The organism is Komagataeibacter diospyri, from assembly GCF_006538165.1.
Taxonomy (GTDB): Bacteria; Pseudomonadota; Alphaproteobacteria; order Acetobacterales; family Acetobacteraceae; genus Komagataeibacter; species Komagataeibacter diospyri.
On record NZ_BDLU01000054.1, the window covers coordinates 80,317 to 105,122 of the forward strand.

The window sequence follows — 24,806 nt, forward strand, 5'->3', positions numbered from 1 at the left end:
AAGTAATAAAGTTTCTGATCTATTCCTTTTTTAAAGGGCAGAGTTTCCTGAATATTTTTGAAAAAATCTTCACAAAAAACGGTTTAATGGTCTGAATACTGGTCCGTTATGCGCCATAACCTGAACGGTCTGGTATAATGTGGACTCAGGCTGTCGTGGAAGCGGGGTTCCACGCATCCTCACGCGTGATGCGGATCAGTTCCGTGGCGGAAACCGCGCGCGAGATGAAGAAGCCCTGCACATAGTCCACGCCCAGCGTGCGCACGGTGTCGAATTCTTCCTGCGTTTCCACGCCTTCTACCGTTACGGCCAGATTGTAGCCATGCCCAAGCTTGATGAGGGAGGCCAGCAGGCTGCGGGCCTTGGTATCGGTTGCAATGTCACGCACAAGGCAGCGGTCCAGCTTCAGCGACTGCAGCGGCAGTTCCCGCAGCGTGGACAGGCGCACCGTGCCATACCCGAAATTGTCCATGGCCAGCCCGAACCCGTCTTCCGCCAGTCCACGCAGGCGCAGGCGGCTTTTTTCCGCGCGCCGTCCCTGCAGCATCTGTTCGGTAACTTCCAGCATGAAGGTGCTGGGGTCGAGGTTGAGCTGCCGGATTTCACTGAACAGGTCAATCTGCTGTTCAAGGTTCAGCAGGTCCAGATGTGACAGGTTGACCGCCAGACGCAGGCTGGGCAGGCCCGCTTCCTTCCACTTCTGGATGTCGTCATGGAAGGACTGCACCAGATGCGTTTCCATGATCTGGGCCAGCGCCGAATCCGCGAACACATCGGTGAATGCACCGGCGGAAAGCAGCCCGCGTTCGGGATGGTGCCAGCGCATCAGGGCTTCCGCCTGTTCGATCCGGCCGGTACGGGCGTTCAGGATGGGCTGGTAGTAAACCTCGAACTGTCTTTCCGCGACACCCTGCCTGGCTTCGGACAGGATCTTGGCACGTTCCATCGTGGTCTTGTGCAGGCTGGGCGTGAACATGCGCGCCTGCTTGCCGCCCGCCTGCTTGGCGGCATAGACCGCGACATCGGCGTTCTTCTGCAGGGCTTCCAGCGATTCCTCGCCGGTGATGGGGGTTGCGCCGATGCTGCCGGAAATACGCACGGTGGCGCTGTCCAGCATGATCGGTTCTTCCAGCAGGTTCTGGATCTTGTTCAGGATGGTCTGCAGCGGCATGATTTTCAGGCTGTGATGCAGGATCACCGCGAACTCGTCTCCGCCCAGGCGGCTGATGGCATCCTGCGACCCGATCAGTTCGATCAGGCGCGTCGCAATGGTCTTGAGTACCTCATCACCCGCATGGTGGCCGTGGATGTCATTGACGGGCTTGAACCCGTCAAGGTCGAACATCACCAGCACCTGCGGGTCGGCGTTGCGGCGTCTGCTCGCTTCCACGGCGGTGACAAGGCTGGCGTTGAACCCCCCACGGTTCAGCAGCCCGGTCATCATGTCGGTCGCGGCCTGCTTTTTCAGCCGCACCTTGGTGTTCATAAGCTCGGTAATTTCGAAACGGGTCGCGACAAACCCGCTTATTTCCCCGTTTGCGTTCTTGTGGGGAATGATGGTGGTCGCCACCCAGTAATGGCTGCCATCCTTGGCACGGTTGCACAGGTTACCATACCATGTCTGTCCCGAATACAGGGTCCGGTACATGTCCCGGAAAAACGCCTTGTTATGTTCCCCCGAGTTCAGGATGCGATGGGTATGGCCCAGCAGCTCTTCGCGGGAGTACTGGCTGATCTGGCAGAATTTGTCGTTGACGTAGGTAATGATCCCCTTGCGGTCGGTCACGGCGACAATAAGGACATTATCAACCACGTCTGCCCAGAAGTCGGCATCTTCATGTGTTAGGGCACGAAGCCTGTTATCATGGGGTGCGGACATTCTGGTACCTCGGATACGGAGCAGGAAACGGGGAATTACCTGTAAGCAGTCTAGGGTTATTTCTTTTTGTCGGAAACATTTTTGGCGGCAGGCGTGGCCGGCATGATCTCACGGATCGTCTTGTGCTGCCTGACCCATTTTTCCAGGTCATCGGGGGCCAGCGGCTTGGCGAACAGGTAACCCTGCATCACGTCACAGTTCAGTTCTTCCAGCAGGCGCCACTGCTGTTCGGTCTCGACCCCTTCGGTCACCACGGTCATGCCCAGGCGCGAACCGATGCCGATCACGGCCATGGTTACGGCCTGGGCATTGGTATCATGCTCGAAATCATTGATGAAGCTGCGGTCGATCTTGATTTCCGTCAGCGGCAGGCGCGTCAGCCGCGACAGGGACGAATACCCCGTGCCGAAATCATCCATCGACAGGCCACAGCCAAGGTTGCGGATGGACTGCAGCACTTCCTCGGTATCGCGGCTGTTGTCCATCATCACGCTTTCGGTGATTTCCACCGTCAGGCGCGCAGGCTTCAGGTCATGGTTTTTCAGCAGGGTTGCGATGTGTTCGGGCAGCGCGCGGTTACGGAAATGCACCGCCGACAGGTTGACCGCAACGGTGGGGACATGGATGCCGTCGCGGTCCCATTTCACGATCTGGCGGCAGGCTTCCAGCAGTGACCACCGGCCAATGGCCTCGATCTGTCCGGTTTCTTCCGCCACGGCAATGAAGCGGGAGGGATAGATGTTGCCCAGTGTCGGATGGTGCCACCGCGACAGGGCCTCCACACCGCTGAGTTCCAGCGTATGCGTGCGCACCTGCGGCTGGTAGTGCAGGTTCAGCATGCCCTTGGCCAGCGAATCACGCAGCGCGGAGCCCAGCACCAGCCGGTCCTGCGCCACCTGGTTCTTTTCCAGGTTGGCGAAGCGGAAGGTGCCTCGCCCGTTTTCCTTGGCCTGTCGCAGCGCTACATCCGCCGTGCTGAGTAGCGATTCACTATCCGGCCCGTTATCGGGATAGGAACTGATGCCGATCGAGCAGGAAATCGTCAGCGTGTTCTGCCCGATCTGCATGGGCCTGGCGATGGTGGCCAGCAGGCGTTCGGCAAACTCCGTGGCGTCCTTGCTGGGGCAGTTGGGTACCACCACCACGAATTCATCTCCGCCGGAGCGGCTGACGACATACCCGTCCAGCGCGATGGAGCGGATGCGGGCCGCGATCTCGACCAGGAACTGGTCGGCATAGACATGACCCAGCGCGTCGTTGATATCGCGGAAACGGTCGATATCAAGCATGAAGATGGCGAACTGGCGGTTGCCATCCTGCTTGTTGATCATGCCTTCGATCACCTTGTGGACCGAGGAGCGGTTGAGCAGCCCGGTCAGGCTGTCGAAATTGGCAAGGTGGGAAATATGTTCCTGTGTCGCATTCTGCTCGAACGCCAGCGCGCAGAAGGGGATGCAGGAATCGACAATGCGCTGCGGCCATGTGTTGCGGCCCTGGTTCTCACGCGCATACAGGGCGAAGATGCCCTTTACCTGACCCGAACGCGTGCAGACCGGTGTGCAGAAGCACTGCTGCAGCCCCAGCGAGATACCAAGCGAACGGTAGCTGTCCCATACCAGCCGCGTGGCGTAGTTGGAATCCAGCCGCAGCTTTTCCAGTTCGGAAGATGAAATGTACAGGCTTTCCAGTGACGCCCGGTACCGCTTCGGCAGGGTGGGGCTGGACAATACGCGCAGCTGCCCGTCAGGCGCGATGAGCATGAGCACCGCAACCGTACCGGGCACGAAGCTTTCCACCCGGCGGCACAGCAGGTCGGCCACGTCCTGTATCAGCATGTCGCTGGCCAGCGCCTGCAGCACGTCGTTCTGCAGGATCAGGATCTTGCGCTGCTGGCTTTCATTGGTGACGTTCTTCATCACCCCCATGAAGAAGACGCGTCCGTCATCAGTCACGACCTTCGACAGCGACAGTTCACCGCAGATGTATTCCCCATCGCTGCGGGTGAACTCCACCTCACGCGATGTGCCGACAATACGGTTCTGGCTGCTGGTACGGCTGCGGTCCACAAATGCGTCATGACCACTGCGGTGCAGCAGGGGCACCAGCACGTTCACGTTCTGGCCAAGCACGTCCTTCTTGTCCAGGCCCCACAGGTTTTCCGCAGCGCTATTGAAAAAGATGACATGGTTCTTGTCATCAATAATAACGGTTGCGTCTATGGCCTGTTCCAGTGCCGAAATCAGGACTTCAGCGCTCAGGTTGGGCTTGGACATTGAATTACCTCGCAAAAAGGACAAGGACGGCCCGCCGCTACAAGCCGTGCGGACCGGGGGTCATGCAATATGGAACAGTCTGATCACGCTGCTTGCCGTACATGCCGTCATACATATCAAGGCAGGCAGGGCGGTGGTAGCAGCGGTCAACGGGATATCCTATGACCGAAAAGCATATATTTCATATTATATGGAATAATATTTATTCTTAATTTATATAAAATGGAACCATTAGACATAATTATGACAAAAACAGGACGGTCTATATACAGCATCCCGCCGCGCTGATCCATCACGTCATTTATTTAAAATATGTGTCTTTACCTGAACGGTTTATCGGGCGTGCTGCGATCACCACTGCAGCCCGAACATCCGCCGCAGCCCCGGCCGGTGCGTGGGGTTGCATGCCGTGTGGCATAACGGATCAGGGCGGTCGGGGCATGGACCTGCCGCAATACGGTAGCTGCCTGCCGCCAGCCCTTTTGCGCCAGCGCGGGAAACAGCCGTCCCGCCCAGTACAGCGCACAGGCCAGCACCAGCCCGCAGGCCAGCAGCGTCTGGAGCAGTGTTGCAGGGTGCATCAGAACATTCGTGCGATATGGTAGGTCAGGAACGCCGCTGCATAGGCCAGGGCGAACAGGTATCCCGCCGCCAGCGCCACCACCCGCCAAGACGCGGTTTCGCGCCGGATGACCGCAAGGGTCGCGACGCATTGCGGCGCATAGACATACCATGCCAGCAGCGACAGCGCGGTGGCCATGCTCCAGTGCGTGGGCAGCATCTGCCCAAGCTGGGCTGCGGCCTGATCGGTATCCGTGCCGGAACCAAGGGAATAGACCGTGGCCAGTGCGCCCACCGCGACTTCACGCGCGGCAAGGCCGGGGATCAGGGCCACGCAGATCTGCCAGTTGAAGCCCAGCGGCGCGAAGACCGGCATCATCAGGTGGCCGATCCGTCCCGCAAGGCTCCAGTCAATGGCCGGTCCCGGTGCGCCCGGCGGTGGGGCGGGAAAGCTGGACAGCCCCCATAGCAGCACCGTGAGCGAGACAATGGTCGTGCCCACGCGCATGAGGAATATGCGCGCACGTTCCCACAGCCCCAGCGCAAGGTCACGCGGGTTGGGCAGCCGGTAGGCGGGCAGTTCCATAAGCAGGGTGGCTTCCTGCCGGTCGGGGTCGCGCCAGCGCAGCACGCGCGCCACCACCACGGCGGAAATGATGCCCAGCGCGTACAGCCCGAACAGGACAAGTCCCTGCAGGTTCAGGAACCCGGCGATGTTGCGATGGGGAATGAACGCCCCGATCAGCAGCGTATAGACCGGCAGCCGGGCGGAGCAGGTCATGAGCGGTGCGATCAGGATGGTCACCAGCCGGTCGCGCGGGTTCTGGATCGTGCGTGTGGCCATGACACCGGGCACGGCGCAGGCGAAGCTGGACAGCAGCGGGATGAAGGAACGCCCGCTCAGGCCCGCGAATGACATGAGCCGGTCCAGCAGGAATGCCGCGCGTGGCAGATAGCCCGATTCCTCCAGCGCCAGTATCCATGCGAACAGGATCAGGATCTGCGGCAGGAATGTCACCACGCTGCCCGCACCCGCAATCACGCCATCCACGATCAGGCTGCGCAGCACGCCATCGGGCAGCAACCGCCCGACCTGCTGTCCCAGCCAGCCCATGCCCGCGTCTATACCGTCCATCAGTGGCTGCGCCCACGCAAACACCGCCTGGAACATGAAAAACAGCAGAACGATCAGGATGACCGGCCCCCACACCGGGTGCAGCACCCAGCGGTCCAGCCGTTCTTCCACCCGGTCGGACAGGGGGGTGGACTGGGTAACGCAGTCCGACAGGATCTGCCGCACAATCGCATGCAGGTCCGTGCCCGCGGGCAGGGGGACGGGCACTGGCGGCAGCGTGTCATCAAGCTGCGCCAGCAGGCTGCGTGCCCCGTCGCGTTTGATGCCCACCGTGGGCACGACCGGCATACCGATTTCCGCCTGCAGGCGTGGCAGGTCGATTTCCATGCCACCGCGCTGGGCTGCATCAATCATGTTCAGCGCCAGTACCACCGGGCGGCCAAGGTTGCGCATTTCCAGCACGAAACGCAGGTGCAGCCGCAGGTTGGTCGCATCCGCCACGCAGACCAGCAGGTCAGGTGCGGCCTCCCCCCGGTAGGTTCCGGCGCAGACGTCGCGGGTCACGGCCTCATCGGGGCTGGTGGCGTTCAGGCTGTACGCACCGGGCAGGTCCAGCAGCCGCACGGTATGGCCCGCGGGCGTGGTGAACCAGCCTTCCTTGCGCTCCACCGTGGCGCCGGCATAGTTGGCTACTTTCTGCCTGCTGCCGGTCAGCAGGTTGAACAGCGCCGTCTTGCCGCAGTTCGGGTTGCCGACCAGTGCAATGTTGAGGGGGGTCATGCCTGTGCCCCTGCCGGATGGACGTTCACGCGGTCCGCTTCCGTGCGGCGCAGGGCAAAGCGCGTGAAGCCGATGCGCACCGCCAGCGGGTCGCCACCCATGGGTGCGGTCGCGACGACGCGCACTGCCTCACCCGGCACGAAGCCAAGTTCACGCAGTCTCTGGGCTACGGGGTCGATGCTGCCGTGGTCATCAACGCTGTCAATCACGGCGTCGGTTCCGCGTGGCAGGTCACTCAGTCGCATAAGGCGATATTATCCGGACAATAGAAGTAAGTGATAATTATTATTAAATACTGGTGGTAATGTTGTCCATCATGTTTGTTCCGATACCTGCGCCGTGCCGGGTACGGGTATGTCTGTGGCGCATATAGTGCCCGCCTGCATTGCGGGCAGCGTGGACAGCACATGGAAAAACGTGCCCGATACCAATCCGCGCTGCCCGCCAGCCGTGCCGCGTGGTTCGCCATATCCGTCATGCATGTCCGCCAGCGGCGTATCATGACCCGGGCTGGTCACGGTGGCGTAATGGAATTCATGCCCGCGCAGGACCGTCCCCGTCCGGCCGATGGCGCAGTCATGGCGCAGGGTGGCGCTGCGGTAGCCAAGGTTCATGCGGCGTCTGGCAAAGGAAGTGGCATGCCCCAGCAGGCCGGTCATGCGGTGCGTCACACCCGCCTTGTCCGTCAGGCTTTCCCCCAGCACCATGAAGCCGCCGCATTCCCCATGCACCGGTCGGGTCTGCGCGAAGCGCGCCAGCGCATGGCGGAAATGCCCTGCCGCCGCCAGCCGTCCCGCATGCAGTTCGGGATAGCCACCGGGCAGCCAGCAGGCATCGCAGCCTTCAGACGGGCCTTCGTCATTGAGGGGGGAAAAGGACCGGATTTCGGCCCCCGCCCGGCGCCAGCCCGCCACCACATGTGCGTACAGGAAGGAAAAGGCCGCATCATTCGCCACCGCGATCCGCTGCCCCGGTGGAGGCAGGGCGATGGCGGTGGATGCCACGGGATCGATGCGCGGCGCCCGGGCGCAGGCCAGTATGGCGTCCAGGTCAAGGTCGCGTTCCGCCTGTGTTGCCAGCCGGGCCGCCAGTTCGTCCAACCCGCCATGCTCACGCGCCTGCACCAGCCCCAGATGGCGCTCGGGCATCTGTAGCTGCGTATCGCGGCCGAATGCGCCCAGCACCGGTATGCCCGTGGCGGTAATAGCCTGCGTCGCCATCGCGGCATGGCGGGGGGAGCCAACACGGTTCAGGATGACACCTGCGATCCGGACCGTGGGGTCCAGCGTGGCAAAACCCAGCGCGGTTGCTGCCGCTGACTGGCCCTGTCCCGAAATATCCAGCACCAGCACGACCGGCAGTCCAGAACGCGCGGCGATGTCCGCAGGCGCGCCCCGTGCGCCCCGTGGCTCCATAAGCCCGTCAAACAGCCCCATGGAGGCCTCGGTCACCAGTATTTCGCAGTCCGAGCAGGCCTGTGCCATGACATCATCCAGCAATTCGGGTGGCATGGCCCAGCTATCCAGATTGAGGCTGGACAGTCCGGTCAGTGCTTCATGAAAGGCGGGGTCGATATAGTCCGGCCCGGTCTTGGCCCCGCGTACCGCAACGCCCCTGCGGCGCAGGGCGGCCAGCAGGGCCAGCGTCAGCGTGGTCTTGCCGCCGCCTGATCGGGGTGCGGCTATCATCAGCCCTCGTGTCATCGTGTGCGTTCCTGCTAGACCGTGGTGAACGGAGCCACCTTTTACCCCCGTAGGGAAAGAAGATCACCCAGATGGAGCGTACCCATACCAGCCTGCGCCGGGGATGGACCACAGGCAGTTGCGCCACCGCCGCCGCCCGTGCCGCGTGGAACGGGCTTTGTGGGGGCGAATTCCCCGATCCGGTGATCATAACACTGCCCGGTGGGCAGCATGTGGCGTTCGCGCTGGCCGCCCATGGGCATGAAGGGGATGGCGCATGGGCGGCGGTGGTGAAGGACGCGGGCGACGACCCGGACGTAACCCACGGTGCGCATGTGCGCGTGGATGTGCGCCGTGGGCCACCGGGCAGCGGCGTAGTATTTCAGGCAGGCGATGGCGTGGGGACCGTGACCCTGCCCGGCCTGCCCATCCCGCCGGGTGAGCCTGCGATCAATCCCGTGCCCCGTCGCATGATCCGCGCCGCCCTGCGTGACGCGGCGGGGCGGGAGCCGGATGTGGTGGTCACGGTGTCCATTGCCGGGGGGCGGGATATGGCGCGGCATACGCTCAATGGCCGTCTCGGGATCGTGGGGGGGCTGTCCATTCTGGGTACGACGGGCATTGTCGTACCGTTTTCCTGTGCCGCATGGATCGACAGCATCCATCGCGGCGTGGACGTGGCGCGCGCGCTGCGCCTGCCCCATGTGGCGGGCTGCACGGGTGACGTGTCGGAACGGGCCACGCGGGCGCTGTATGGTCTGCCGGAGGAAGCCATGCTGGAAATGGGGGACTTTGCCGGTGGCCTGCTGAAATACCTGCGCCGCCATCCCGTGGGTCGTGTGACCATTGGCGGTGGTGTTGCGAAAATGACCAAGCTGGCGCAGGGCTTTCTGGACCTGCATTCCCGCCGGGGACAGGCCGATATGGCCCGTCTGGCCGATCTGGCGCGGGATATGGACGCCCCCGACGCGCTGGTGGCGGCCATTGCACAGGCCCATTCCGTCGCCGCCGCCTTCGCGCAGGCACAGCAGGCGGGGTTTCCTCTTGGTCCGGCGGTGGCGCGTGAGGCATGGGCACGTGCGCAGGGTGTTCTGGCAGGCAGCGACTGTATGCTGGATGTGCTGCTGTTTGACCGCGCAGGCCAGTTTGTGGCACGGCATGGCCCCTGTCGGGTTTAGAATAATGCCTTGATAAAAATTAAAAGTTTTTGGGTACCGTCCTTTTCAGAAAGGCGGCGTTCTTCGAGGCTTTTTGGAAAAAGCTTCACCAGACACTTTTGTCGCTTTCAGGTTTTTATTTTTCCCTGCGCACTCTTCCGGTCTTTCCGCCCACCTTTCGTCGTGGTCACAAACCGGATTTTTATTATTGTGCAGACAGTCCCTGCACGATTCAGGACCGGAAACGGCGGTGGTAATCGGCGTTATACAGCGCGCTTTCACGGAAATCATGCGTGCCCAGCGCCCGGCCAACCAGCACCAGCGCCGTGCGTTCGATCGGGTTTTCCGCCAGTTTGTGGCAGATATCGCCCAGCGTGCCGCGTAGTACCAATTGGTCGGGCCATGTCGCCCGCGCCACGATGGCGACAGGACAGTCCGCGCCATAAAACGGCGTCAACTGCTCCACGATCCGGTCCAGCACATGAATGGCCAGATGGATGGCAAGCGTCGCCCCTGTCGCGCCGAAAGCCGCCAGCTTTTCACGCTCCGGCATGGCCGATGCCCGACCGCTGACGCGGGTCAGCACCACGCTCTGCGCCACTTCGGGCACTGTCAGTTCACGCCCCAGCACGGAGGCGGCGGCGGCAAAAGCGGGCACGCCTGGCGTCATGGTCCATGGAATGTTGTGGCGGTCCAGGCGGCGGATCTGCTCGGCCACGGCGCTGTAGACCGACAGGTCGCCCGAATGCAGGCGGGCAATATCCTGTCCTGCCGCATGCGCCCTGACGTATTCCGCTTCGATCAGGTCCAGCGTCAGGGGGGCCGTATCCACCAGCCGTGCATCTGACGGGCAGTGTTCCAGCATTTCAACCGGTACGATGGAGCCTGCGTACAGGCAGACCGGGCATTTCGCCAGCAGGTCGCGCCCGCGCAGGGTCAGCAGGTCGGCAGCCCCCGGGCCTGCGCCAATGAAGTGTACGGTCATGCATCCTCTCCCTGTGCCATGGCACATGTTGCGTGGGTGCCGGTCAGGCGCGGCACGATCAGTCGTGAGTGTGGCCCCGCCGCCGCCAGCGCGCAGCCTTCCGCCACTGAAGCTGCCCCCAGCGTCGCCAGCGCGCGGGCGGATCGGGTGACGCAGCGCGGCTGGGCGGCGGCCAGTTCATCGGGTGCCACCGCGCGCAGCATCAGGCCCAGTCGGGCGAGTGCTGTCCGCAACCCGGCTTCGCGGTAGCGGAAGGCGGGCACGGCCACAAGGTCGGGCCGCATGCCGCAGCGTTCATGGGCTTCGCGCAGCAGCCCAAGGATCACATCCGCCGCACATCCGCTGCGCAGGCCAAGTCCCGCGACAATCATGCAGGCGTATCCTGCGTGCGGGTGACGGCATAGCTGGTTACGGTCATGCCGGGACGGAAGCTGTGGAAGCGCCCGATGGTCTCCAGCCGTTCCACCTGCATGCGCGTCAGCGTACCACCCCAGCGGGCATGGGCAGCGATGACGGTTGCCTCGCTTTCCAGCGTCACGGCGTTGGCGACCAGTCGCCCACCGGGGCGCAGGGCATGCCATGCGGCATCAAGCATGCCGGGATTGCTTATGCCGCCGCCAATGAAGATGGCATCGGGGGGCGGCAGGCCACCGGTTGCAAGCGTGGGCAGGACAGCAGGCGCTTCCCCCGCCACGACATGCAGCGCAGGTACGCCAAGGTTCAGGGCGTTATGGGCGATACGTGCCCGGCGATCGGCTGCTTTTTCAATGGCGACGGCCCGGTTGGCGGGGTGGCGCAGCATCCATTCAATGCTGATGGACCCCGATCCCCCGCCAATGTCCCACAGGACCTGGCCCCGTCGTGGAGCAAGGGCAGACAGGGTCGCGGCACGGATCTCGCGCTTGGTGATCTGCCCGTCATGGGAAAACAGTTCATCAGGCAGCCCGCAGGACAGCGGGATGACCAGCGCATCACGCGTGGCCACGATGTCCAGCGCCATCAGGTTCAGCCGGGGCAACCGGGGCGCATCTGTTGCCATCTCGGCTGCTGTTGCGGTGTGGTGTGTCTGGCCTGTCCCGCCAAGTGCGCCCAGCACGTGCAGGGTGGATGGCCCGAAGCCACGTTCATGCAGCCAGCGTGCAAACCGGACCGGGCTGTCTTCATCCGCTGACAGCACCACCAGCCGTGCGCCCGGCTGCAGGGCAGGGGCCACGGTTTCCATCGGGCGACCGCACAGGGACAGCACGTTTATGTCCTGTTCCGCCCAGCCCAGCAGATTGCATGCCAGCGCCACGCAGGACGGGGCTGGATAACAGATCATTTCACCCATCGGTACATGACGGCGCAGCGTGGTCCCGACCCCAAACAGGAACGGGTCGCCCGACGCCAGCACACAGACTGCCTGCCCCCGATGGGCCAGAATCCGGTCGATGCCATCGGCAAAGGGATGCGGCCATGCCAGCGTGCGCCCGGTTATCACCGATGCCGCAAGGGCAAGGTGGCGTGCGCCACCAACCACCAGCCCCGCCCCCGCGATCAGGGTGCGGGACGCGGGCGGCAGCCCCTCGACACCGTCTTCGCCAATGCCGATAACATGCAGCCATGGGGTGGTCATGCGCGTGCCCCGCTGAATGCAAGAGGAAAAAGATGCGGGTTCTGGTTCTGGGTGGCACGACTGAGGCCCGCGCGCTTTATGGACTGCTGGAACAGGCGGGGGCGCGTTTTGCTGTCACGGTCTCCCTCGCCGGGGCCACGCGCGCGCCGGTCCTGCCCCGGCTGGCGGTCAGGATTGGCGGGTTTGGCGGTGTGGATGGCCTGTATGACTGGCTGCTGGCGCACCTGGTCGACGCGGTTATTGATGCTACCCATCCCTTTGCCGTGCGCATGAGTGGCAACGCCGTGCAGGCGTGTACGCGGGCCGGTGTCGCGCTGCTGCGCGTCGAACGCCCCGGCTGGACGCCGGTTGAAGGGGACCACTGGATACGGGTGGCCAGCATGCAGGCCGCCGCCCGCGCGCTGGGGACCACGCCACGCCGTGTGCTGCTGACGGTGGGGCGCAAGGACCTGCTGCCCTTCCATCATGCGGGGGCGCATGACTGGCTGCTGCGCAGCGTGGACCGGCCGGATGCATCCCTGCTGCCGCCCGGCGCGCGGGTATTGCAGGCGCGCGGTCCCTTTGATGTCGCGGCGGAGGAGGCCCTGCTGCGCGATGAACGGATTGATGTGATCGTCACCAAGAATTCCGGTGGCACCGCCACCCATGCCAAGCTGGTGGCGGCCCGCGCGCTGGGCCTGCCGGTCATCATGGTGGACCGGCCTGCTGTGGCGCCCGCCCCCACCGTGGCTGATGCGGAGGAAGCCATGGCATGGCTGGAGCGCCTTTATACGCACGACTCCTCCACCCGGCGGGAGGTATAAAGCCACTTCCCGCCATCCGCGCGGTCGATCACATGGGTCAATGGGCAGCCGATCAGCACCAGCGTGCTCATGTCCACCTGTTCGGGATCGGCATGGGCAATATCGGTCAGGATCACCCGTTCGTCCGGGCGGCCAATGGCGCGGGCGAAGGCCACCGGCACATCACCGGGCAGGATGGTGCGCAGCAGGTCCAGCGCCTCGCCCAACTGGTCGGGCCGGGCTTTCGATCGCGGATTATACAGCGCAATGACCAGCCCCGCACCCGCAGCTGCCGCCAGCCTGCGATGCACGACCGCACGTGGCTTGAGGTTGTCTGACAGGGAAATGACACAGAAATCCCCCCCCAGCGGCGCGCCCAGCCGGGCGGCAGCCGCCAGCACGGCGGAAACGCCGGGAATGACCGTGACATCCACCCCCCGCCACGCGGCGGGGCCATGGTCTATGGCCTCGAACACTGCGCTGGCCATGCCGAATACGCCTGCATCCCCACCGGATACGACCGCAACACTCCGTCCTGCCAGCGCCAGTTCAGCGGCATGGCGCGCGCGGTCCAGTTCCACGCGATTGTCGGATGCATGGCGCACGACTTCCGGCCCGGCCTCGACCCGCGCGACATAGGGTGCATAGCCGATCAGGTCGGTCGCCTGCGCCAGTGCGGCACGTGCCTGCGGTGTCATCTGTTCCGGCGCGCCGGGGCCAAGACCCACGATGAAGATGCGCCCTGCCGCCTGCGTCATCGCGCGTCCTCCCGTCCCGGGACAAGGATGATGGAAAAATACGGGGCCGGTCCCGTCATGTCGGTCAGCTTCATCCAGCGCTGCTGCGGCTGGGTCGCGCGTTCGACATAGATCGCACGCGTTTCGCGGCCCGCATGGCGCAGGGCGGTGCGCACCTTTTCAAGGTTGCGGCCCAGCTTCATGATGACTGCGGCCTCCGCCCGTTCCAGCCATCTGGTCAGTTCCGCCTCATCCAGCGTGCCGGGAATGACGCACAGCACGTCATCGCCATGTACCATCGGCTGACGTGCCGCCGACCAGCACCCGGCCATGGCCGTAATGCCAGGCACGACCGTGCAGGCAAAGCGTTCGTGCAGCCGGTCAAACACATACATGGCCGATCCGAACAGGAACGGGTCCCCTTCACACAGCAGGGCAACGTCCTGCCCGTTCTGCAGGCGGGTTGCGATGTGTGCGGCGCATTCGTCGTAAAAAGCCGCCATGCGCACGAGATAGGTCGGGTCGCTGACAGAGATTTCAGTGGTGAAGGGATAGGCAAAGCGCATGGTCTCGGCCTGTTCGGGCAGCATGTCGCCCGCAATCTGGCGGGCATGGCCGGGGCGGTCATGGCGACAGAACCATGCCACCACCGGGCTTTCACGCAGCACGCGCGCGGCTTTTACGGTCATAAGTTCCGGGTCGCCCGGCCCCATTCCCAGAATGGACAGACGGCCCGTAGCAGGACTGGCGCTCATTCCGCTTCACTCGCCAGCGCGTTGACAGTAGCCGCCGCCATGGCGCTGCCGCCCAGTCGCCCACGTACGATAATGAACGGCAGGTCGCCAAATTCCGCCAGTGCTTCCTTGGATTCCGCGGCCCCGACAAAACCGACCGGCATGCCAATGACCGCAGCGGGCCGGGGCGCGCCCGCACGGATCATTTCCAGCAGGTGGAACAGCGCGGTTGGCGCGTTGCCAATGGCCACCACCGCGCCATCAAGCTGGTCGCCCCACAGGTCCATTGCCGCGGCCGAGCGGGTATTGCCGATTTCCTGCGCAATGCCCGGTGTGCGCGGGTCGCGCAGCGTGCAGATGACCGGGTTTTCGGCGGGAAGGCGCGTACGGGTCACGCCGTGGGCGACCATGTTGGCGTCACACAGTATAGGCTTTCCCGCCAGCAGGGCGGCGCGCGCGCTGCTTACAAAATCGGGGGACATGCGGATGGATTTCACCACATCCACCATGCCGCAGGCGTGGATGATGCGTACGACCACGCGGGCTTCGGCCTGGCTCAGTCCGCTCAGGTCGGCTTCGGCGCGGATGATGGCAAAGGAACGGGCATAGATCGCCGCTCCCTCATGAATGTAGTCGTACGGTTCCGTCTGCGGGGTCATGCCGGTTCAGTTCTCCCGTGGGGTGGCGTCGGTTGGTGCCGGGGACCAGCCCCGCACGATCGGATGTATCTGTGCCAGTGAAAGCCCGATGTCCACAGGCGTATTGTCCGCCCGGCCATGCGGGCACAGCCCGTAGCCGTCCGGCCCCGCTACCAGCGTGATGTCGGCAGGGGCCGGATGGGCGCATCCCTTGGCGCATCCTGATACATGCAGGCTGACGCCTGACGGCAGGTCGGGAGCCAGCGCGTCTGCATCGGCAATGACGTCGCGCGCGGCACAGGCGCAGCCCCGCGTGCCGATGCACGCCCATATGCGCAGGCGCGGGTCCGAAGCCTGCGCAATCAGGCCGGGCAGGGAGGGCCGTGCGTCACACTGTTCCAGCACGATCGCATGCCATGGGGCGATGCGCATATGGCCGTTGCCATGTCCGTCGCACCATCGCGCAATGTCTTCCAGCATGGCCGCCGTAATGGGGCCGGGCGGCAGCACGACACCCATGGCATGACCGGGCAGGGGACCAGCCAGCGCGGGGGGGTGCGGATGGTCGGAGGGGGCTGTTGTGGCATCCCCCATTCCGATTCGTGCAAAGGCGGTCCGGCCCAGGGCAGGATCGCGCAGGGGACGCGTGGCGGGTTGCGTCGCCGCCAGCGCGTGCGCCACAGCCACGACAGTGCGTGGAATATCTGCCCCGGTGCAGGCCAGTGCGCGATCGCCACAGACCACCATCCATCCGGCATCCGTGGCGCGGGCAACGATATCCGCCCGCAGCGTGCCCGCCGGGATATGCCCACCGCATTCCACCGCAATCACGAATTTGGCGGGCAGGCCGCGCAGCGTATCGGCACCAGCAAGGGCGGCATCCAGCGCGCGGATCACATCCGGTGCATCGGGTGCGGCATCAGGGTCGATTCCCGCCAGTGGCGACAGCAGCAGGCCACGCCGGGCTTCGGTCGCGGCATCATTGCTGCCCAGTCCTGCCGTATGCATGTCACGGGCAAAGGCGCGTGCGCTGTCGGGTGTCAGGCCGCGCAGTTGCAGGTTGCCCCGGCTGGTCAGTTCAATCAGCCCATTGCCATAAGTTGTGGCCGCATGTGCGACCTGTCGGGCCTGCGTCCCGGACAGGCGGCCAAGCGGGGGCCGCACGCGGACCAGCCAGCCATCGGCGGCTTCCATCGGGGTATGCAGGCCAGGGCACCAGCCGCGTACGCTTGGTGCCGTGGTCACGACTGTGGATCCAGCAGCATGGCCGCGGAATTGCTGCGCGGTTGCCACAGTTCCCGGCGCAGGGCATCGGCCAGCAGGCGGCGGATGGCAGCATGGGCATCGGGGTTGGCGTGGCGCAGGAAAGCGTCCATTTCCGCATCGTCCAGCAGAGCGCGGAAGGTCAGGTCGAACTGCCGGTCAAAACGTGCGGGTACGGTTGCGGCAAAACCATGCAGCGCCTCCACCCCGCGTGCAATTTCGGCAGCGCCCCGGTAGCCGTGGCGGCGCATGCCTGCCAGCCATGCCGGATTGGCCAGCCGCCCGCGTGTGACGCGGGCCACTTCCTGTGCGGTCGCGCGCAGGCGCGGCACATCGGGGCGGGAAGTATCGCCATGCAGCAGGCGTGGCGCATTGCCCAGCATGCCGGCCGCTGCTGCCATGCCGCCTTCATGGGTGGCCATGTCGGCACTTTCCAGAATGTCGGTTTCGGCATTGTCCTGCACATGCAGCACGACTGCGGCCCCCGCCATGCGGGCGGCCAGTGCGTCAGGCTGGCGCTGTCCCTCCCGCTCGCCGCCATAGGTCCACGCCGACCCATCCAGCCATGCCTGACCCAGATCGTCCCGCGTCGTCCACGCACCACGCGCCAGCGGGTCTTCCACTCCCGTGCCGTAACTGCCCGGTGCCGCGCCAAACATGCGCGCGGTCGCGGTCTGTAACGCAGTTCCCTCCAGTCCCATTGCCTGCGCTGCCAGCGGGTTGAGGTCGGGGGATTCGAAGCCGCGTGCGGCAACAGCCTGCACCGCCTGTTCAAACAGGGCGATCTGTCCCGGAAAGGCATCACGGAACAGCCCTGACAGGCGCAGCGTCACATCCACGCGCGGGCGATCAAGTTCGGCCATCGGGATGATCTCGATCCCTGTCACCCGTCCCGATACGCCATCCCATATCGGGCGTACCCCCATCAGCAGCAACGCAAGGGCCAGGTCCTCGCCCCCCGTGCGCAGGCTGGCCGATCCCCACAGGTCGATGACAAGGCTGCGCAGCGGTTCGCCCTGATCCTGCAGGTGCCCTTCCAGCAGCAGCGTCGCCGTACGCTGCGCCAGCACCATGGCGGATCGGGTGGGAATGGCGCGCGGGTCCATGGCGTACAGGTTGCGCCCCGTGGGCAGCACGTCGGCCCGGCCACGCGTGGGCGCGCCCGCAGGTCCCGCCGCGACAGACCGCCCGTCAAGGGCCGCCAGCAGTGCCCTGCTTTCCGCCGCACCACAGGCCAGCAGCCGGGTGGTGATGGCGTCTGTTCCCACTCCGCCGCATGAGCGTGCAATGGCCTGCACCAGTTCTGGCGCGCGCGGCGGCGTGCTGCCGAATATGTGCAGTCCGTCGCGGATCTGCAGGTCCTTGACATCACATAGATAGGCATCGAGCCGCGCGAGGGCTTCGTCCTCGTCATCCGTGCGGGTTACGCCGGATTCGTTCAGCAGCCCGAGACTGTCCGCGCGTTGCAGGATTTCCCCGCGCAGGATTGCGCCCCGCCTGCGGTCCAGTCCGTCCGCTGCGGCATATTCGTCAATCAGGCGTTCAAGGTCGCCCGTATCGGCCCCCGCTGTTCCAACGGGCACAATGGGGGGGGTCATGTGACCGATCGTAACCGCCCCCAGCCTGCGCCGGGATGCCGCAGCTTCGCCGGGGTTGTTGACGATGAAGGGATAGATGACCGGCATTCCCCCCACCAGCACCGATGGCCAGCACATGGCCGAAGGGGCCGCCGCCTTGCCGGGCAGCCATTCCAGCGTGCCATGCGTGCCCAGATGCACCATGGCGTCCAGCCCGCATTCATGGCGCAGCCACAGATAGAACGCGACATAGGCATGCCGGGGGGGCGTATCGGGATCGTGGTACCCCCCGTGCCGGTCGGTCGTGGCCCCGCGATCGGGCTGCAACGCCATGAGGATATGCCCCACGTGGACATGGCGCAGGTGGAACCGGCCATCCATTACGGTGGGATCATCCTCTGGCGTGCCCCAGCAGGCGGCCAGCGCGTCCTGAAGTGCTGCAGGCAGCGCTGTCAGCCACTGGCGATAGGTGGCGACGGAAACGAAGGGCCGTGCCGGGGCACGCGCCAGCATGCGGGCCAGTGTATCCGCCGTGGGCAGGGCGCTATCGCCCGTATCGTAACCGGCATTGCGCAGCAGGCGCAGGATATGTTCAAGGCTTGCGAAACTGTCCAGCCCCACGGCATGCGCCGCCTGCCCCGTGGGCGCGCCCTGCGCGCCGGGGTAGTCGGACAGGATGATCCCGACCCGTCGCGTGGCGGGCGGTTCATGTCCCAGCCGCGCCCAGCCCACCGCGCGCGCGCAGGTCAGATCTATGCCATCGGGATAGGGTTCATGCCGTGCTGGCAGGCCGGGAGCAGTTTCTTCCTTGAAGGAAATGGGGCAGGCGGGAATGCGGCCATCCAGTTCGGGCAGCACCACCTGCATCGCCAGGTCGGCCTGCGACAGTCCGCGTACGCTGTCGCGCCATACGGTATGGGGAATGCCCGGCTGGTGTACCTGCAGCACTGGCACGCCCGCAAGGTCCAGCGGGGAACTGCCGTCTTCTCCCGTGCGGGCGGAAAAGAAGGTGGCGTTTATGATGACATCCGGTGGGGCCTGCGCCAGCCGCGCGGCTACGAGGCGGGCGGAATCGGGGTTCTTGAGCGACGTGACATAAACAAGGTCCGCCCCCATGCCGCGGCGTGCAAGGCGGGCTGCAAGCTGCGTGATGGGCGCGATATCCCCCGCCAGCAGGTGCGCGCGGTAGAACACCACCATGGCCCGCAGCGGCAGGGCCGGGTCGGCTGCGTGCAGTAATTCGGCAGGTGGCAGGGGGACGGGGGTGGCACCATCATCCGGTCCACGTCCGGCCAGATGCGCCATAAGCCGCAGGGCGGCTTCCATATTGGCCATCCCCCCGGTGCGCAGTAGCGCATCAAGGCGGGCGCGCATGGCTTCCGGCACGGTGGAAAGATTGGTAAGGCGGGGGTCATCGCGCCCGTCACCCGCCACGAAGGCCAGCGGAATTCCGGCCTGCCGGCAGGCACGGGACAGTTCTTCCGCCCCGTAGCGCCAGTATTCCACGCCGCCGAGCAGCCGGACCACCACGCAGCGCGATTCCATGATCGTGTCGGCCACGTACAGGTCGATCGACATGGGGTGCAGCAGGCGCGACAGCGTGGCCATGCGCAGGGTTGCACTCGGCGCATCCTGCGCCGCGTGGGCTGCGTTCAGGCACAGAAGGTCACTGTCCGAAAAGGACAGGAACACGATATCCGCCGGGGCGTGCCCCAGGTCTTCAGCCTGTTCGCCGTCCTCCAGCGTGCGGACTTCACGTGCAAGCAGGTGCATGGTGGCGCCCCGTTTTCCGCTGGCCTGCCGTCTAGCCCTGCGCCAGGGCAGCGGTAATGGCGGACTGATCCATGCCCTTCTGTCCAATGACCACAAGGCTGCCCGTGCGCGGCGCGTCAGGGGACAGGGCGCGGTCGAACTGGTGGCGGAAACGGCTGCCAACGCCCTGCACCGCAAGGCGCATCGCCTTGCCGCGCACGGTGGCGTAGCCCTTCATGCGCAGGATGTCATGCTGTTCGGCCAGCGTTTTCAGACGGGCAATGAAGCCTTCTACGCTGTCCTGTTCAGGAATGGAGGCGACGAAGCTTTCAAAATCATCATGCTCGTGCTCGCCGCCTTCGGCATCGTGGTGTGACGGGCGGGCGTCAAGGTCGTCTTCCGCCGCAGCGTCAAGGCCCAGCAGGATGGCAGGGTCCACCTGTCCATCGGTCGCACGCACCACTTTCACCACGCGCGGGATCTCGGCGCGGATGGAGGCTTCCACCGCATCGGCCTGTGCCGGGGTCATGAGGTCGGTCTTGTTCAGCATCACAAGGTCGGCGGACAGCAACTGGTCTTCGTACACTTCCGCCAGTGGATTGTCGTGGTCCAGCGACGGGTCGGCCGCCTGCTGGCGGGCGACTTCCGCCGGGTCATCGGCAAAGCGGCCGGCAGCCACGGCGGGGCCGTCCACGACCGTGACCACACCATCGACCGTCATGCGGGTGCGGATGGTGGGCCAGCCAAACGCCTTGAGCAGCGGCTTGGGCAGCGCCAGTCCTGATGTCTCGATCACGATATGGTCGGGGGCTGCTTCACGGTCCAGCAGGGCTTCCATGGTGGGCAGGAAGTCGTCGGCCACCGTGCAGCACAGGCAGCCATTGGTCAGTTCCACAATGTCCTCGTCCCGGCATCCTTCCACGCCACACGCGCGCAGCGTGTCGCCATCAATGCCCAGCGTGCCGAATTCGTTGACCACTATGGCGATGCGCCGGCCTTTCGCATTGGCCAGGACATGGCGCAGCAGTGTGGTCTTGCCTGCCCCCAGAAAACCGGTGATGACGGTAACGGGCACCTTGGCGCGGGCCGTGTTGGATGGGGTCATGGCGATCAGGCTCCAGGAAAAAGGGTGGCAGGAAAACGGCCGCGTACCATGTCCGACAGGCTGGCAGGGCGGCGGGACGGCATGACGGTACCGCTGCGTGAAGCGCCGTAAGCGGCGACATAGGTCATGAGGTCAGCGGCCTTTTCCGGGCCAAGGTTGGCCAGCAGCCAGCCCCATTTTCCCGGCATGGCCACCACGGCAGTGCAGCCATCGTTACAGGCGGCGAGGCAACTGACTTCATGCACGACGACCTGCGGGTTGCCTGATGCCAGTACATGCATGGCGTCATGCAACTGGCGCCCCGGCGGGTTGTCGGACGCGGGCAGGCCATGGCGGCACGTCACGCAGACATGCAGGTGAACGGGGCCAGCCTCCATGGGATCGGGTGATGCGGGAATGCTCATGATGGTCCGTGCCCTTTCGCGGCGTTGCTGCGCACGGGCAGCGGTGGGCGGGGTGCACGGTCATGGCCCTGCGACCTGCGTACGGGCAGGGCGGTGGCCTGTCGCGTGCCGGGCACCCCGCCGGCCATGCGATTGAATCTCGGTCCTGTTTGTCCGCCTGCGGACGGACATGATGGCAGGTCTCCTGGCTTGTGGCGGAGGGTGCTGGGGTCAGCGTCCTCGATCCCGGCGGCCTTCCCGGTCCCGATCACGGGAACCAGTGGCGCATGCTGGCCCGCAATGGGCGGACCAGGCCGGGAAACAGCCACCTACAGTTGCGGGGGCAGCGACGGAATTGCCGGTATGGCGCACCGTCTTCCCTATTCTCCCCCAACAGGGGGACCATCACTGGCGGATTTAGACGATCGGTCCCGGCGCTGTCAAAAAAACCGGGGCCGTCGCGCATGTCATGCGGTCATGGCAGTGGTGCGCCACTGACGGCCACGCGCCATGCCGTATGGCGCGTCAGGTGCGTCCGGGTCAGGGGGGCGATATCCAGACGGACCAGCATTGCCGCTGTGCCGCCAAGGGCGGCCACCACGATGGCCCGTACAACCGTGGCATCGGCCAGCACTGCCATGCGTGCGGGCGCAGATGGCAGGGCTTCAAGCCACCGCGTCACGCGCTGCAGGTGTGCAGCCCGGCTTTCCCCACCCGGCGGGGCGAAACCGGTATCGGCAACCCAGCGCGCAAGAGCGGCGGCAGGCAGGTCTTTTAGTGACTGTCCCTGCCATGCGCCCATATCCGGGGCGCGCAGGGCTGGTTCGGACAAGGTGTTGCGTGTGTCTGGGGCTGGCATGGTGGGGGGCAGCAGGATCTGTTCGGCGTCCTCGACATGTCGCGCAAGGCCGGCGGGTAGCGGGCATGTCTCGTCATGCAGTGGAAAAATGCCATGGCGCACGCAGTCGGGGGCAGGCAGTGCAATACAGGTCAGGGTCTGGTTCATGCCATGCGGCCCTGCGTGTGGGGAAGGGGTGGGATATGCAAGGGAATGATTGACCTTCCACGTCAATTTTGAAAACATGGACCCAGATCCGGTTATGGGAAGGGCGGCCTGACATGGTGCGTCCCCTGCATGCTGCTCCGGGTCGCACGAGATCCATGGAGTTACCAGTATGAGCCAAGATACATCCGTTCTGTCCAGCGCCGCCATCGCTGCGCCGCAGGTTTCCATCCCGGTTCGCGACCTGCTGCCGTGGGGTGTGTTCGGGCTGGTTCTGGCGTCGCTGCTGATCTATTTCGTGGGCGCCGAGCAGGGTGCGACTTCCCTCATTTCCGGACATTACGTGCATGAATTCGTACATGATGGCCGCCATCTGCTGGGTTTCCCCTGTCACTGAACGGCCTGCGTGCCGATACGGCGCGACGGTGAATGAAGGACGGCATGCCCCGGCGGGTATGCCGTTTTTTATTGGGTGTGTTCGAGGGGCTGTTTCCTGAAACCGGATCAGGAAATGCTGCCTTTGTAAAAAACGCTGCGCCCGCAAATTCCATTTTTCCCGCCAGGTATGCTGATCAGCCCATGTTGATGACAGTCCGTCCCCGGATGTGACCGGCAAGGATGCGCGGCGCGATGCCGATGGCATCAGCCAGGGGGGCGTCATGCAGCATGTTTTCCAGGCGCACGGGATCGATATCGCGCGCAAGGCGCGTCCATGCGGTCATGCGGCGTGGGCGCGGGCACATCACGCTATCGATTCCCTGCAGGCGTATGCCGCGCAGGATGAAAGGCGCCACTGTCAGCGGCAGCGTCAGTCCGCCCGCCAGTCCGCAGGCCGCCACCGTGCCACCGTGCTGGATGGAAGCGCACATGGCGGCCAGTGTCTCCCCCCCCACCACGTCGATTCCCCCCGCCCAGCGTGCGGTTTCCAGTGCCTTGCCCGTGGGGCTGAGTGTATCGCGTGGCAGCACCTCCGCTGCACCCAGCCCGGTCAGGTAGGCATGGAGCTGTGGCCGCCCGGTTACCGCCGCCACCTGATACCCCAGCTGCGCCAGCAGCATGATGGCCATGCCCCCCACGCCGCCGCCTGCGCCATTGACGATAACGGGGCCGCTGGCAGGGGTCAGGCCGCCGTCCTCCAGGGCCATGACACACAGCATGGCGGTAAAGCCCGCCGTGCCGATTCCCATGGCCTGCCGTGCGGTCAGCCCGGCAGGCTGTGGCAGCAGCCACCGCCCCGGCAGGCGCGCCATGCGGGCAAGCCCGCCCCAGTGCCGTTCCCCCAGTCCCCAGCCGGTGGCCAGCACCCGGTCGCCCGGGCGGTGGACCGGATCATCGGAATGCAGCACGCGTCCTGCCAGGTCGATGCCCGGGATCATGGGAAACTGCCGCACCACCGGCGCGCCACGGGTCATGGCCAGCGCGTCCTTGTAGTTCAGGCTGGAATGGTCGATTTCCACCGTTACGTCGCCTTCGGGCAGGCGCGTGGGATCGACCTGCTCCAGCCGGGTCGTGACCACGCCATCCGCGCGGCTGATCATGAGGGCGTCGAACATGCTGGCAGTCTTCCGTGATGATGAAGGAAAAATGGAACGCTGAACCGCGTTCAATGCAGTTTTCATGCCCGATTTAGGTCTATCTTCCTATGTGCAACTACGTGATTTCGCATGATCGTGAAGCAGCGTGTTCAGAAAAACCGTTGATTATACAAAATGATTTTACAATGGCGATCAGCCGGGACTCATGTCGCGCATGTCATCTGGCCGCGGCATGTGCGCTGACATGAAAAAGTGCAGGTCTGGTGTGACCTTCCCACGCTTCCCGCCGGGGGGACGGTGTGGTGTGCTGCTTTTTCAGCCATTATTGCACAGGCAGGAGGCATGCCGATGTCCGACGTCACAGTTTCTTCCTTTCCCGCCCTGTCTTCCATGAATGCGCTGTGGCAGGCGCGGTATGGCACCCGGCCGCCGCCCAGCCCCCTGCCGGAAAGCCCGGTGGCGCGCAGCCTCATGACCCATCGTTCCGTTCGCGCCTTCAGCCCAGCGATACTTCCCGATGGCGTAGTGGAAGCGGCGGTGGCGGCGGCGCAGTCGGCCTCGACATCATGCAACCTGCAGGCATGGAGCGTGATCGCCGTGCGTGACGCTGGCCGCCGCGCCCGGCTGGCGAAGATCGCGGGGGACCAGGATTTCATCGCACAGGCGCCACTGTTCCTGGCGTGGATTGCCGACCTGTCGCGGCTGGAGCATGTGGGCCAGGCGGAGGGCCGCACATTACCGGGGGTGGACTGTCTGGATACCTTCCTGGGCGCGGTGATGGATACTGCTTTCGCCGCGCAGAATGCAGCGGCCACGTTCGAATCCTACGGTCTGGGAATCGTGTATGTGGGGGCGGTGCGCAACCAGCCCGAAGCCATCGCCGCGGAACTGGGCCTGCCAGCGCGCACGTTTGCGGTATTCGGCATGAGTGTTGGCTACCCCGACCGCAAGAAGCCAACTGCCATCCGCACCCGCCTGCCGCAGCATGCCGTCCTGCATTCCGAGCGGTATGATCCTGATGCCGCCAGTGACCGCGCCACCATTGCCGCGTATGATGAACGTCTTGCCGCCGCGCGCGCGGCACAGGGGCAACCCGCGCGGGGATGGAGCGAAAGCGTTATGGCGCGGTTGGGTGATGTGAAGGCGCTGCACGGTCGCGAACATCTGCCACAGGCACTGCGGGTCCTTGGTTTCATGCTGGGCGAGGCATGAAAAGCAGGGGTCATGCGCATGCGTCGGGGTTGACCGGCACAATGTTCTGGTGAACTTCTGCTACGTTGCCCGCGTCTG

Annotated in this window: 22 protein-coding genes and 1 riboswitch; of the genes, 4 read left to right on the top strand and 18 right to left on the bottom strand. The window is 64.8% G+C overall.

The window, feature by feature from the left end:
• Positions 1-145 precede the first annotated feature (145 nt).
• From MSKU9_RS12420 to MSKU9_RS12445, 6 genes are all read right to left on the bottom strand, one after another.
• On the bottom strand, positions 146-1,879 hold the full coding sequence (locus MSKU9_RS12420; protein WP_141261727.1) for a putative bifunctional diguanylate cyclase/phosphodiesterase: 1,734 nt from the start codon (positions 1,877-1,879) through the stop codon (positions 146-148).
• A 56-nt stretch (positions 1,880-1,935) separates the two neighbouring features.
• Complete coding sequence (locus MSKU9_RS12425; RefSeq protein WP_141261728.1) at positions 1,936-4,152, bottom strand: EAL domain-containing protein; 2,217 nt, start codon at positions 4,150-4,152, stop codon at positions 1,936-1,938.
• Positions 4,153-4,472: 320 nt separating this feature from the next.
• On the bottom strand, positions 4,473-4,733 hold the full coding sequence (locus MSKU9_RS12430; protein WP_141261729.1) for a DUF6587 family protein: 261 nt from the start codon (positions 4,731-4,733) through the stop codon (positions 4,473-4,475).
• Positions 4,733-6,568, bottom strand: coding sequence for a ferrous iron transport protein B (gene feoB, locus MSKU9_RS12435; protein WP_141261730.1), 1,836 nt, complete (start codon positions 6,566-6,568; stop codon positions 4,733-4,735). The genes MSKU9_RS12430 and feoB overlap by 1 nt, the downstream gene beginning before the upstream one ends.
• On the bottom strand, positions 6,565-6,813 hold the full coding sequence (locus MSKU9_RS12440) for a FeoA family protein (protein ID WP_141261731.1): 249 nt from the start codon (positions 6,811-6,813) through the stop codon (positions 6,565-6,567). The genes feoB and MSKU9_RS12440 overlap by 4 nt, the downstream gene beginning before the upstream one ends.
• A gap of 69 nt (positions 6,814-6,882) precedes the next feature.
• Positions 6,883-8,271 (bottom strand): cobyrinate a,c-diamide synthase, encoded by a 1,389-nt coding sequence (locus tag MSKU9_RS12445; protein ID WP_227002490.1) that lies wholly within the window; start codon positions 8,269-8,271, stop codon positions 6,883-6,885.
• A 71-nt stretch (positions 8,272-8,342) separates the two neighbouring features.
• Between MSKU9_RS12445 and MSKU9_RS12450 the strand changes: the two genes are divergently transcribed.
• Positions 8,343-9,428 carry a cobalt-precorrin-5B (C(1))-methyltransferase gene (locus tag MSKU9_RS12450; protein WP_141261732.1) on the top strand — a complete coding sequence of 362 codons (1,086 nt, stop codon included), beginning with the start codon at positions 8,343-8,345 and terminating at the stop codon, positions 9,426-9,428.
• 211 nt (positions 9,429-9,639) lie between these two features.
• Here the strand turns inward: MSKU9_RS12450 and cobM are convergent, their stop codons facing one another.
• From cobM to cbiE, 3 genes are read right to left on the bottom strand one after another with little or no spacing between them, the layout of a single operon-like run.
• Entirely contained in the window at positions 9,640-10,392 is a 753-nt protein-coding gene (cobM, locus tag MSKU9_RS12455; RefSeq protein ID WP_141261733.1) for a precorrin-4 C(11)-methyltransferase, read from the bottom strand.
• Positions 10,389-10,763, bottom strand: coding sequence for a cobalamin biosynthesis protein (locus MSKU9_RS12460; RefSeq protein WP_141261734.1), 375 nt, complete (start codon positions 10,761-10,763; stop codon positions 10,389-10,391). The genes cobM and MSKU9_RS12460 overlap by 4 nt, the downstream gene beginning before the upstream one ends.
• On the bottom strand, positions 10,760-12,007 hold the full coding sequence (gene cbiE / locus MSKU9_RS12465) for a precorrin-6y C5,15-methyltransferase (decarboxylating) subunit CbiE (RefSeq protein WP_141261735.1): 1,248 nt from the start codon (positions 12,005-12,007) through the stop codon (positions 10,760-10,762). The genes MSKU9_RS12460 and cbiE overlap by 4 nt, the downstream gene beginning before the upstream one ends.
• A 32-nt stretch (positions 12,008-12,039) precedes the next feature.
• Between cbiE and MSKU9_RS12470 the strand changes: the two genes are divergently transcribed.
• On the top strand, positions 12,040-12,810 hold the full coding sequence (locus tag MSKU9_RS12470) for a cobalt-precorrin-6A reductase (RefSeq protein WP_141261736.1): 771 nt from the start codon (positions 12,040-12,042) through the stop codon (positions 12,808-12,810).
• Here MSKU9_RS12470 and cobJ read toward each other — a convergent pair.
• The 8 genes from cobJ to MSKU9_RS12510 form a co-directional block, all read right to left on the bottom strand.
• The gene (gene cobJ / locus MSKU9_RS12475; RefSeq protein WP_141261737.1) at positions 12,774-13,547 is read right to left on the bottom strand and encodes a precorrin-3B C(17)-methyltransferase; all 774 of its coding nucleotides are present in this window, start codon (positions 13,545-13,547) and stop codon (positions 12,774-12,776) included. The two genes, MSKU9_RS12470 and cobJ, sit on opposite strands and share 37 nt — an antisense overlap.
• On the bottom strand, positions 13,544-14,281 hold the full coding sequence (locus MSKU9_RS12480) for a precorrin-2 C(20)-methyltransferase (protein ID WP_141261738.1): 738 nt from the start codon (positions 14,279-14,281) through the stop codon (positions 13,544-13,546). Before MSKU9_RS12480 ends, cobJ begins: the two co-directional genes overlap by 4 nt.
• Positions 14,278-14,919 carry a precorrin-8X methylmutase gene (locus MSKU9_RS12485; protein ID WP_141261739.1) on the bottom strand — a complete coding sequence of 214 codons (642 nt, stop codon included), beginning with the start codon at positions 14,917-14,919 and terminating at the stop codon, positions 14,278-14,280. The genes MSKU9_RS12480 and MSKU9_RS12485 overlap by 4 nt, the downstream gene beginning before the upstream one ends.
• Positions 14,920-14,925: 6 nt before the next feature.
• Positions 14,926-16,143 (bottom strand): precorrin-3B synthase, encoded by a 1,218-nt coding sequence (gene cobG, locus MSKU9_RS12490; RefSeq protein WP_141261740.1) that lies wholly within the window; start codon positions 16,141-16,143, stop codon positions 14,926-14,928.
• The gene (gene cobN, locus MSKU9_RS12495) at positions 16,140-19,511 is read right to left on the bottom strand and encodes a cobaltochelatase subunit CobN (protein ID WP_141261741.1); all 3,372 of its coding nucleotides are present in this window, start codon (positions 19,509-19,511) and stop codon (positions 16,140-16,142) included. Before cobN ends, cobG begins: the two co-directional genes overlap by 4 nt.
• Before the next feature lie 31 nt (positions 19,512-19,542).
• Positions 19,543-20,595: a cobalamin biosynthesis protein CobW gene (gene cobW / locus MSKU9_RS12500; RefSeq protein ID WP_141261742.1), complete on the bottom strand. Its 1,053-nt coding sequence runs from the start codon at positions 20,593-20,595 to the stop codon at positions 19,543-19,545.
• Positions 20,596-20,600: 5 nt separating this feature from the next.
• On the bottom strand, positions 20,601-20,999 hold the full coding sequence (locus MSKU9_RS12505) for a DUF1636 domain-containing protein (RefSeq protein ID WP_141261743.1): 399 nt from the start codon (positions 20,997-20,999) through the stop codon (positions 20,601-20,603).
• Positions 21,000-21,156: 157 nt separating this feature from the next.
• A riboswitch (cobalamin riboswitch) is annotated at positions 21,157-21,400 on the bottom strand.
• A 53-nt stretch (positions 21,401-21,453) separates the two neighbouring features.
• A complete protein-coding gene (locus MSKU9_RS12510; RefSeq protein WP_141261744.1) occupies positions 21,454-21,984 on the bottom strand; it encodes a histidine phosphatase family protein in 531 nt (176 codons plus the stop codon).
• Between the two features lie 169 nt (positions 21,985-22,153).
• Here MSKU9_RS12510 and MSKU9_RS12515 point away from each other — a divergent pair, with 169 nt between their 5' ends.
• Entirely contained in the window at positions 22,154-22,378 is a 225-nt protein-coding gene (locus tag MSKU9_RS12515) for a CbtB domain-containing protein (RefSeq protein WP_025439714.1), read from the top strand.
• Positions 22,379-22,553: 175 nt separating this feature from the next.
• Here MSKU9_RS12515 and acuI read toward each other — a convergent pair whose 3' ends face one another.
• Positions 22,554-23,534, bottom strand: a complete 981-nt coding sequence (gene acuI / locus MSKU9_RS12520) for an acrylyl-CoA reductase (NADPH) (RefSeq protein ID WP_141261745.1) — start codon at positions 23,532-23,534, stop codon at positions 22,554-22,556.
• Positions 23,535-23,864: 330 nt separating this feature from the next.
• Here acuI and MSKU9_RS12525 point away from each other — a divergent pair, with 330 nt between their 5' ends.
• Positions 23,865-24,728 (top strand): nitroreductase family protein, encoded by an 864-nt coding sequence (locus tag MSKU9_RS12525; RefSeq protein WP_141261746.1) that lies wholly within the window; start codon positions 23,865-23,867, stop codon positions 24,726-24,728.
• Positions 24,729-24,806: the final 78 nt, after the last annotated feature.

Bases quoted from the DNA above. Each gene is read 5' to 3' on its own strand.
- feoB (WP_141261730.1), bottom strand. From the start codon at position 6,568: ATGACCCCCCTCAACATTGCACTGGTCGGCAACCCGAACTGCGGCAAG.
- MSKU9_RS12425 (WP_141261728.1), bottom strand. From the start codon at position 4,152: ATGTCCAAGCCCAACCTGAGCGCTGAAGTCCTGATTTCGGCACTGGAA.
- MSKU9_RS12460 (WP_141261734.1), bottom strand. From the start codon at position 10,763: ATGATTGTCGCGGGACTTGGCCTGCGCAGCGGATGTGCGGCGGATGTG.
- MSKU9_RS12470 (WP_141261736.1), top strand. From the start codon at position 12,040: ATGCGGGTTCTGGTTCTGGGTGGCACGACTGAGGCCCGCGCGCTTTAT.
- MSKU9_RS12450 (WP_141261732.1), top strand. From the start codon at position 8,343: ATGGAGCGTACCCATACCAGCCTGCGCCGGGGATGGACCACAGGCAGT.
- MSKU9_RS12525 (WP_141261746.1), top strand. From the start codon at position 23,865: ATGTCCGACGTCACAGTTTCTTCCTTTCCCGCCCTGTCTTCCATGAAT.
- cbiE (WP_141261735.1), bottom strand. From the start codon at position 12,007: ATGACCACCCCATGGCTGCATGTTATCGGCATTGGCGAAGACGGTGTC.
- MSKU9_RS12430 (WP_141261729.1), bottom strand. From the start codon at position 4,733: ATGCACCCTGCAACACTGCTCCAGACGCTGCTGGCCTGCGGGCTGGTG.
- acuI (WP_141261745.1), bottom strand. From the start codon at position 23,534: ATGTTCGACGCCCTCATGATCAGCCGCGCGGATGGCGTGGTCACGACC.
- MSKU9_RS12505 (WP_141261743.1), bottom strand. From the start codon at position 20,999: ATGAGCATTCCCGCATCACCCGATCCCATGGAGGCTGGCCCCGTTCAC.
- MSKU9_RS12515 (WP_025439714.1), top strand. From the start codon at position 22,154: ATGAGCCAAGATACATCCGTTCTGTCCAGCGCCGCCATCGCTGCGCCG.
- cobJ (WP_141261737.1), bottom strand. From the start codon at position 13,547: ATGACGCAGGCGGCAGGGCGCATCTTCATCGTGGGTCTTGGCCCCGGC.
- cobW (WP_141261742.1), bottom strand. From the start codon at position 20,595: ATGACCCCATCCAACACGGCCCGCGCCAAGGTGCCCGTTACCGTCATC.
- cobM (WP_141261733.1), bottom strand. From the start codon at position 10,392: ATGACCGTACACTTCATTGGCGCAGGCCCGGGGGCTGCCGACCTGCTG.
- MSKU9_RS12440 (WP_141261731.1), bottom strand. From the start codon at position 6,813: ATGCGACTGAGTGACCTGCCACGCGGAACCGACGCCGTGATTGACAGC.
- MSKU9_RS12485 (WP_141261739.1), bottom strand. From the start codon at position 14,919: ATGACCCCGCAGACGGAACCGTACGACTACATTCATGAGGGAGCGGCG.
- MSKU9_RS12420 (WP_141261727.1), bottom strand. From the start codon at position 1,879: ATGTCCGCACCCCATGATAACAGGCTTCGTGCCCTAACACATGAAGAT.
- MSKU9_RS12480 (WP_141261738.1), bottom strand. From the start codon at position 14,281: ATGAGCGCCAGTCCTGCTACGGGCCGTCTGTCCATTCTGGGAATGGGG.
- MSKU9_RS12510 (WP_141261744.1), bottom strand. From the start codon at position 21,984: ATGAACCAGACCCTGACCTGTATTGCACTGCCTGCCCCCGACTGCGTG.
- MSKU9_RS12445 (WP_227002490.1), bottom strand. From the start codon at position 8,271: ATGACACGAGGGCTGATGATAGCCGCACCCCGATCAGGCGGCGGCAAG.
- cobN (WP_141261741.1), bottom strand. From the start codon at position 19,511: ATGCACCTGCTTGCACGTGAAGTCCGCACGCTGGAGGACGGCGAACAG.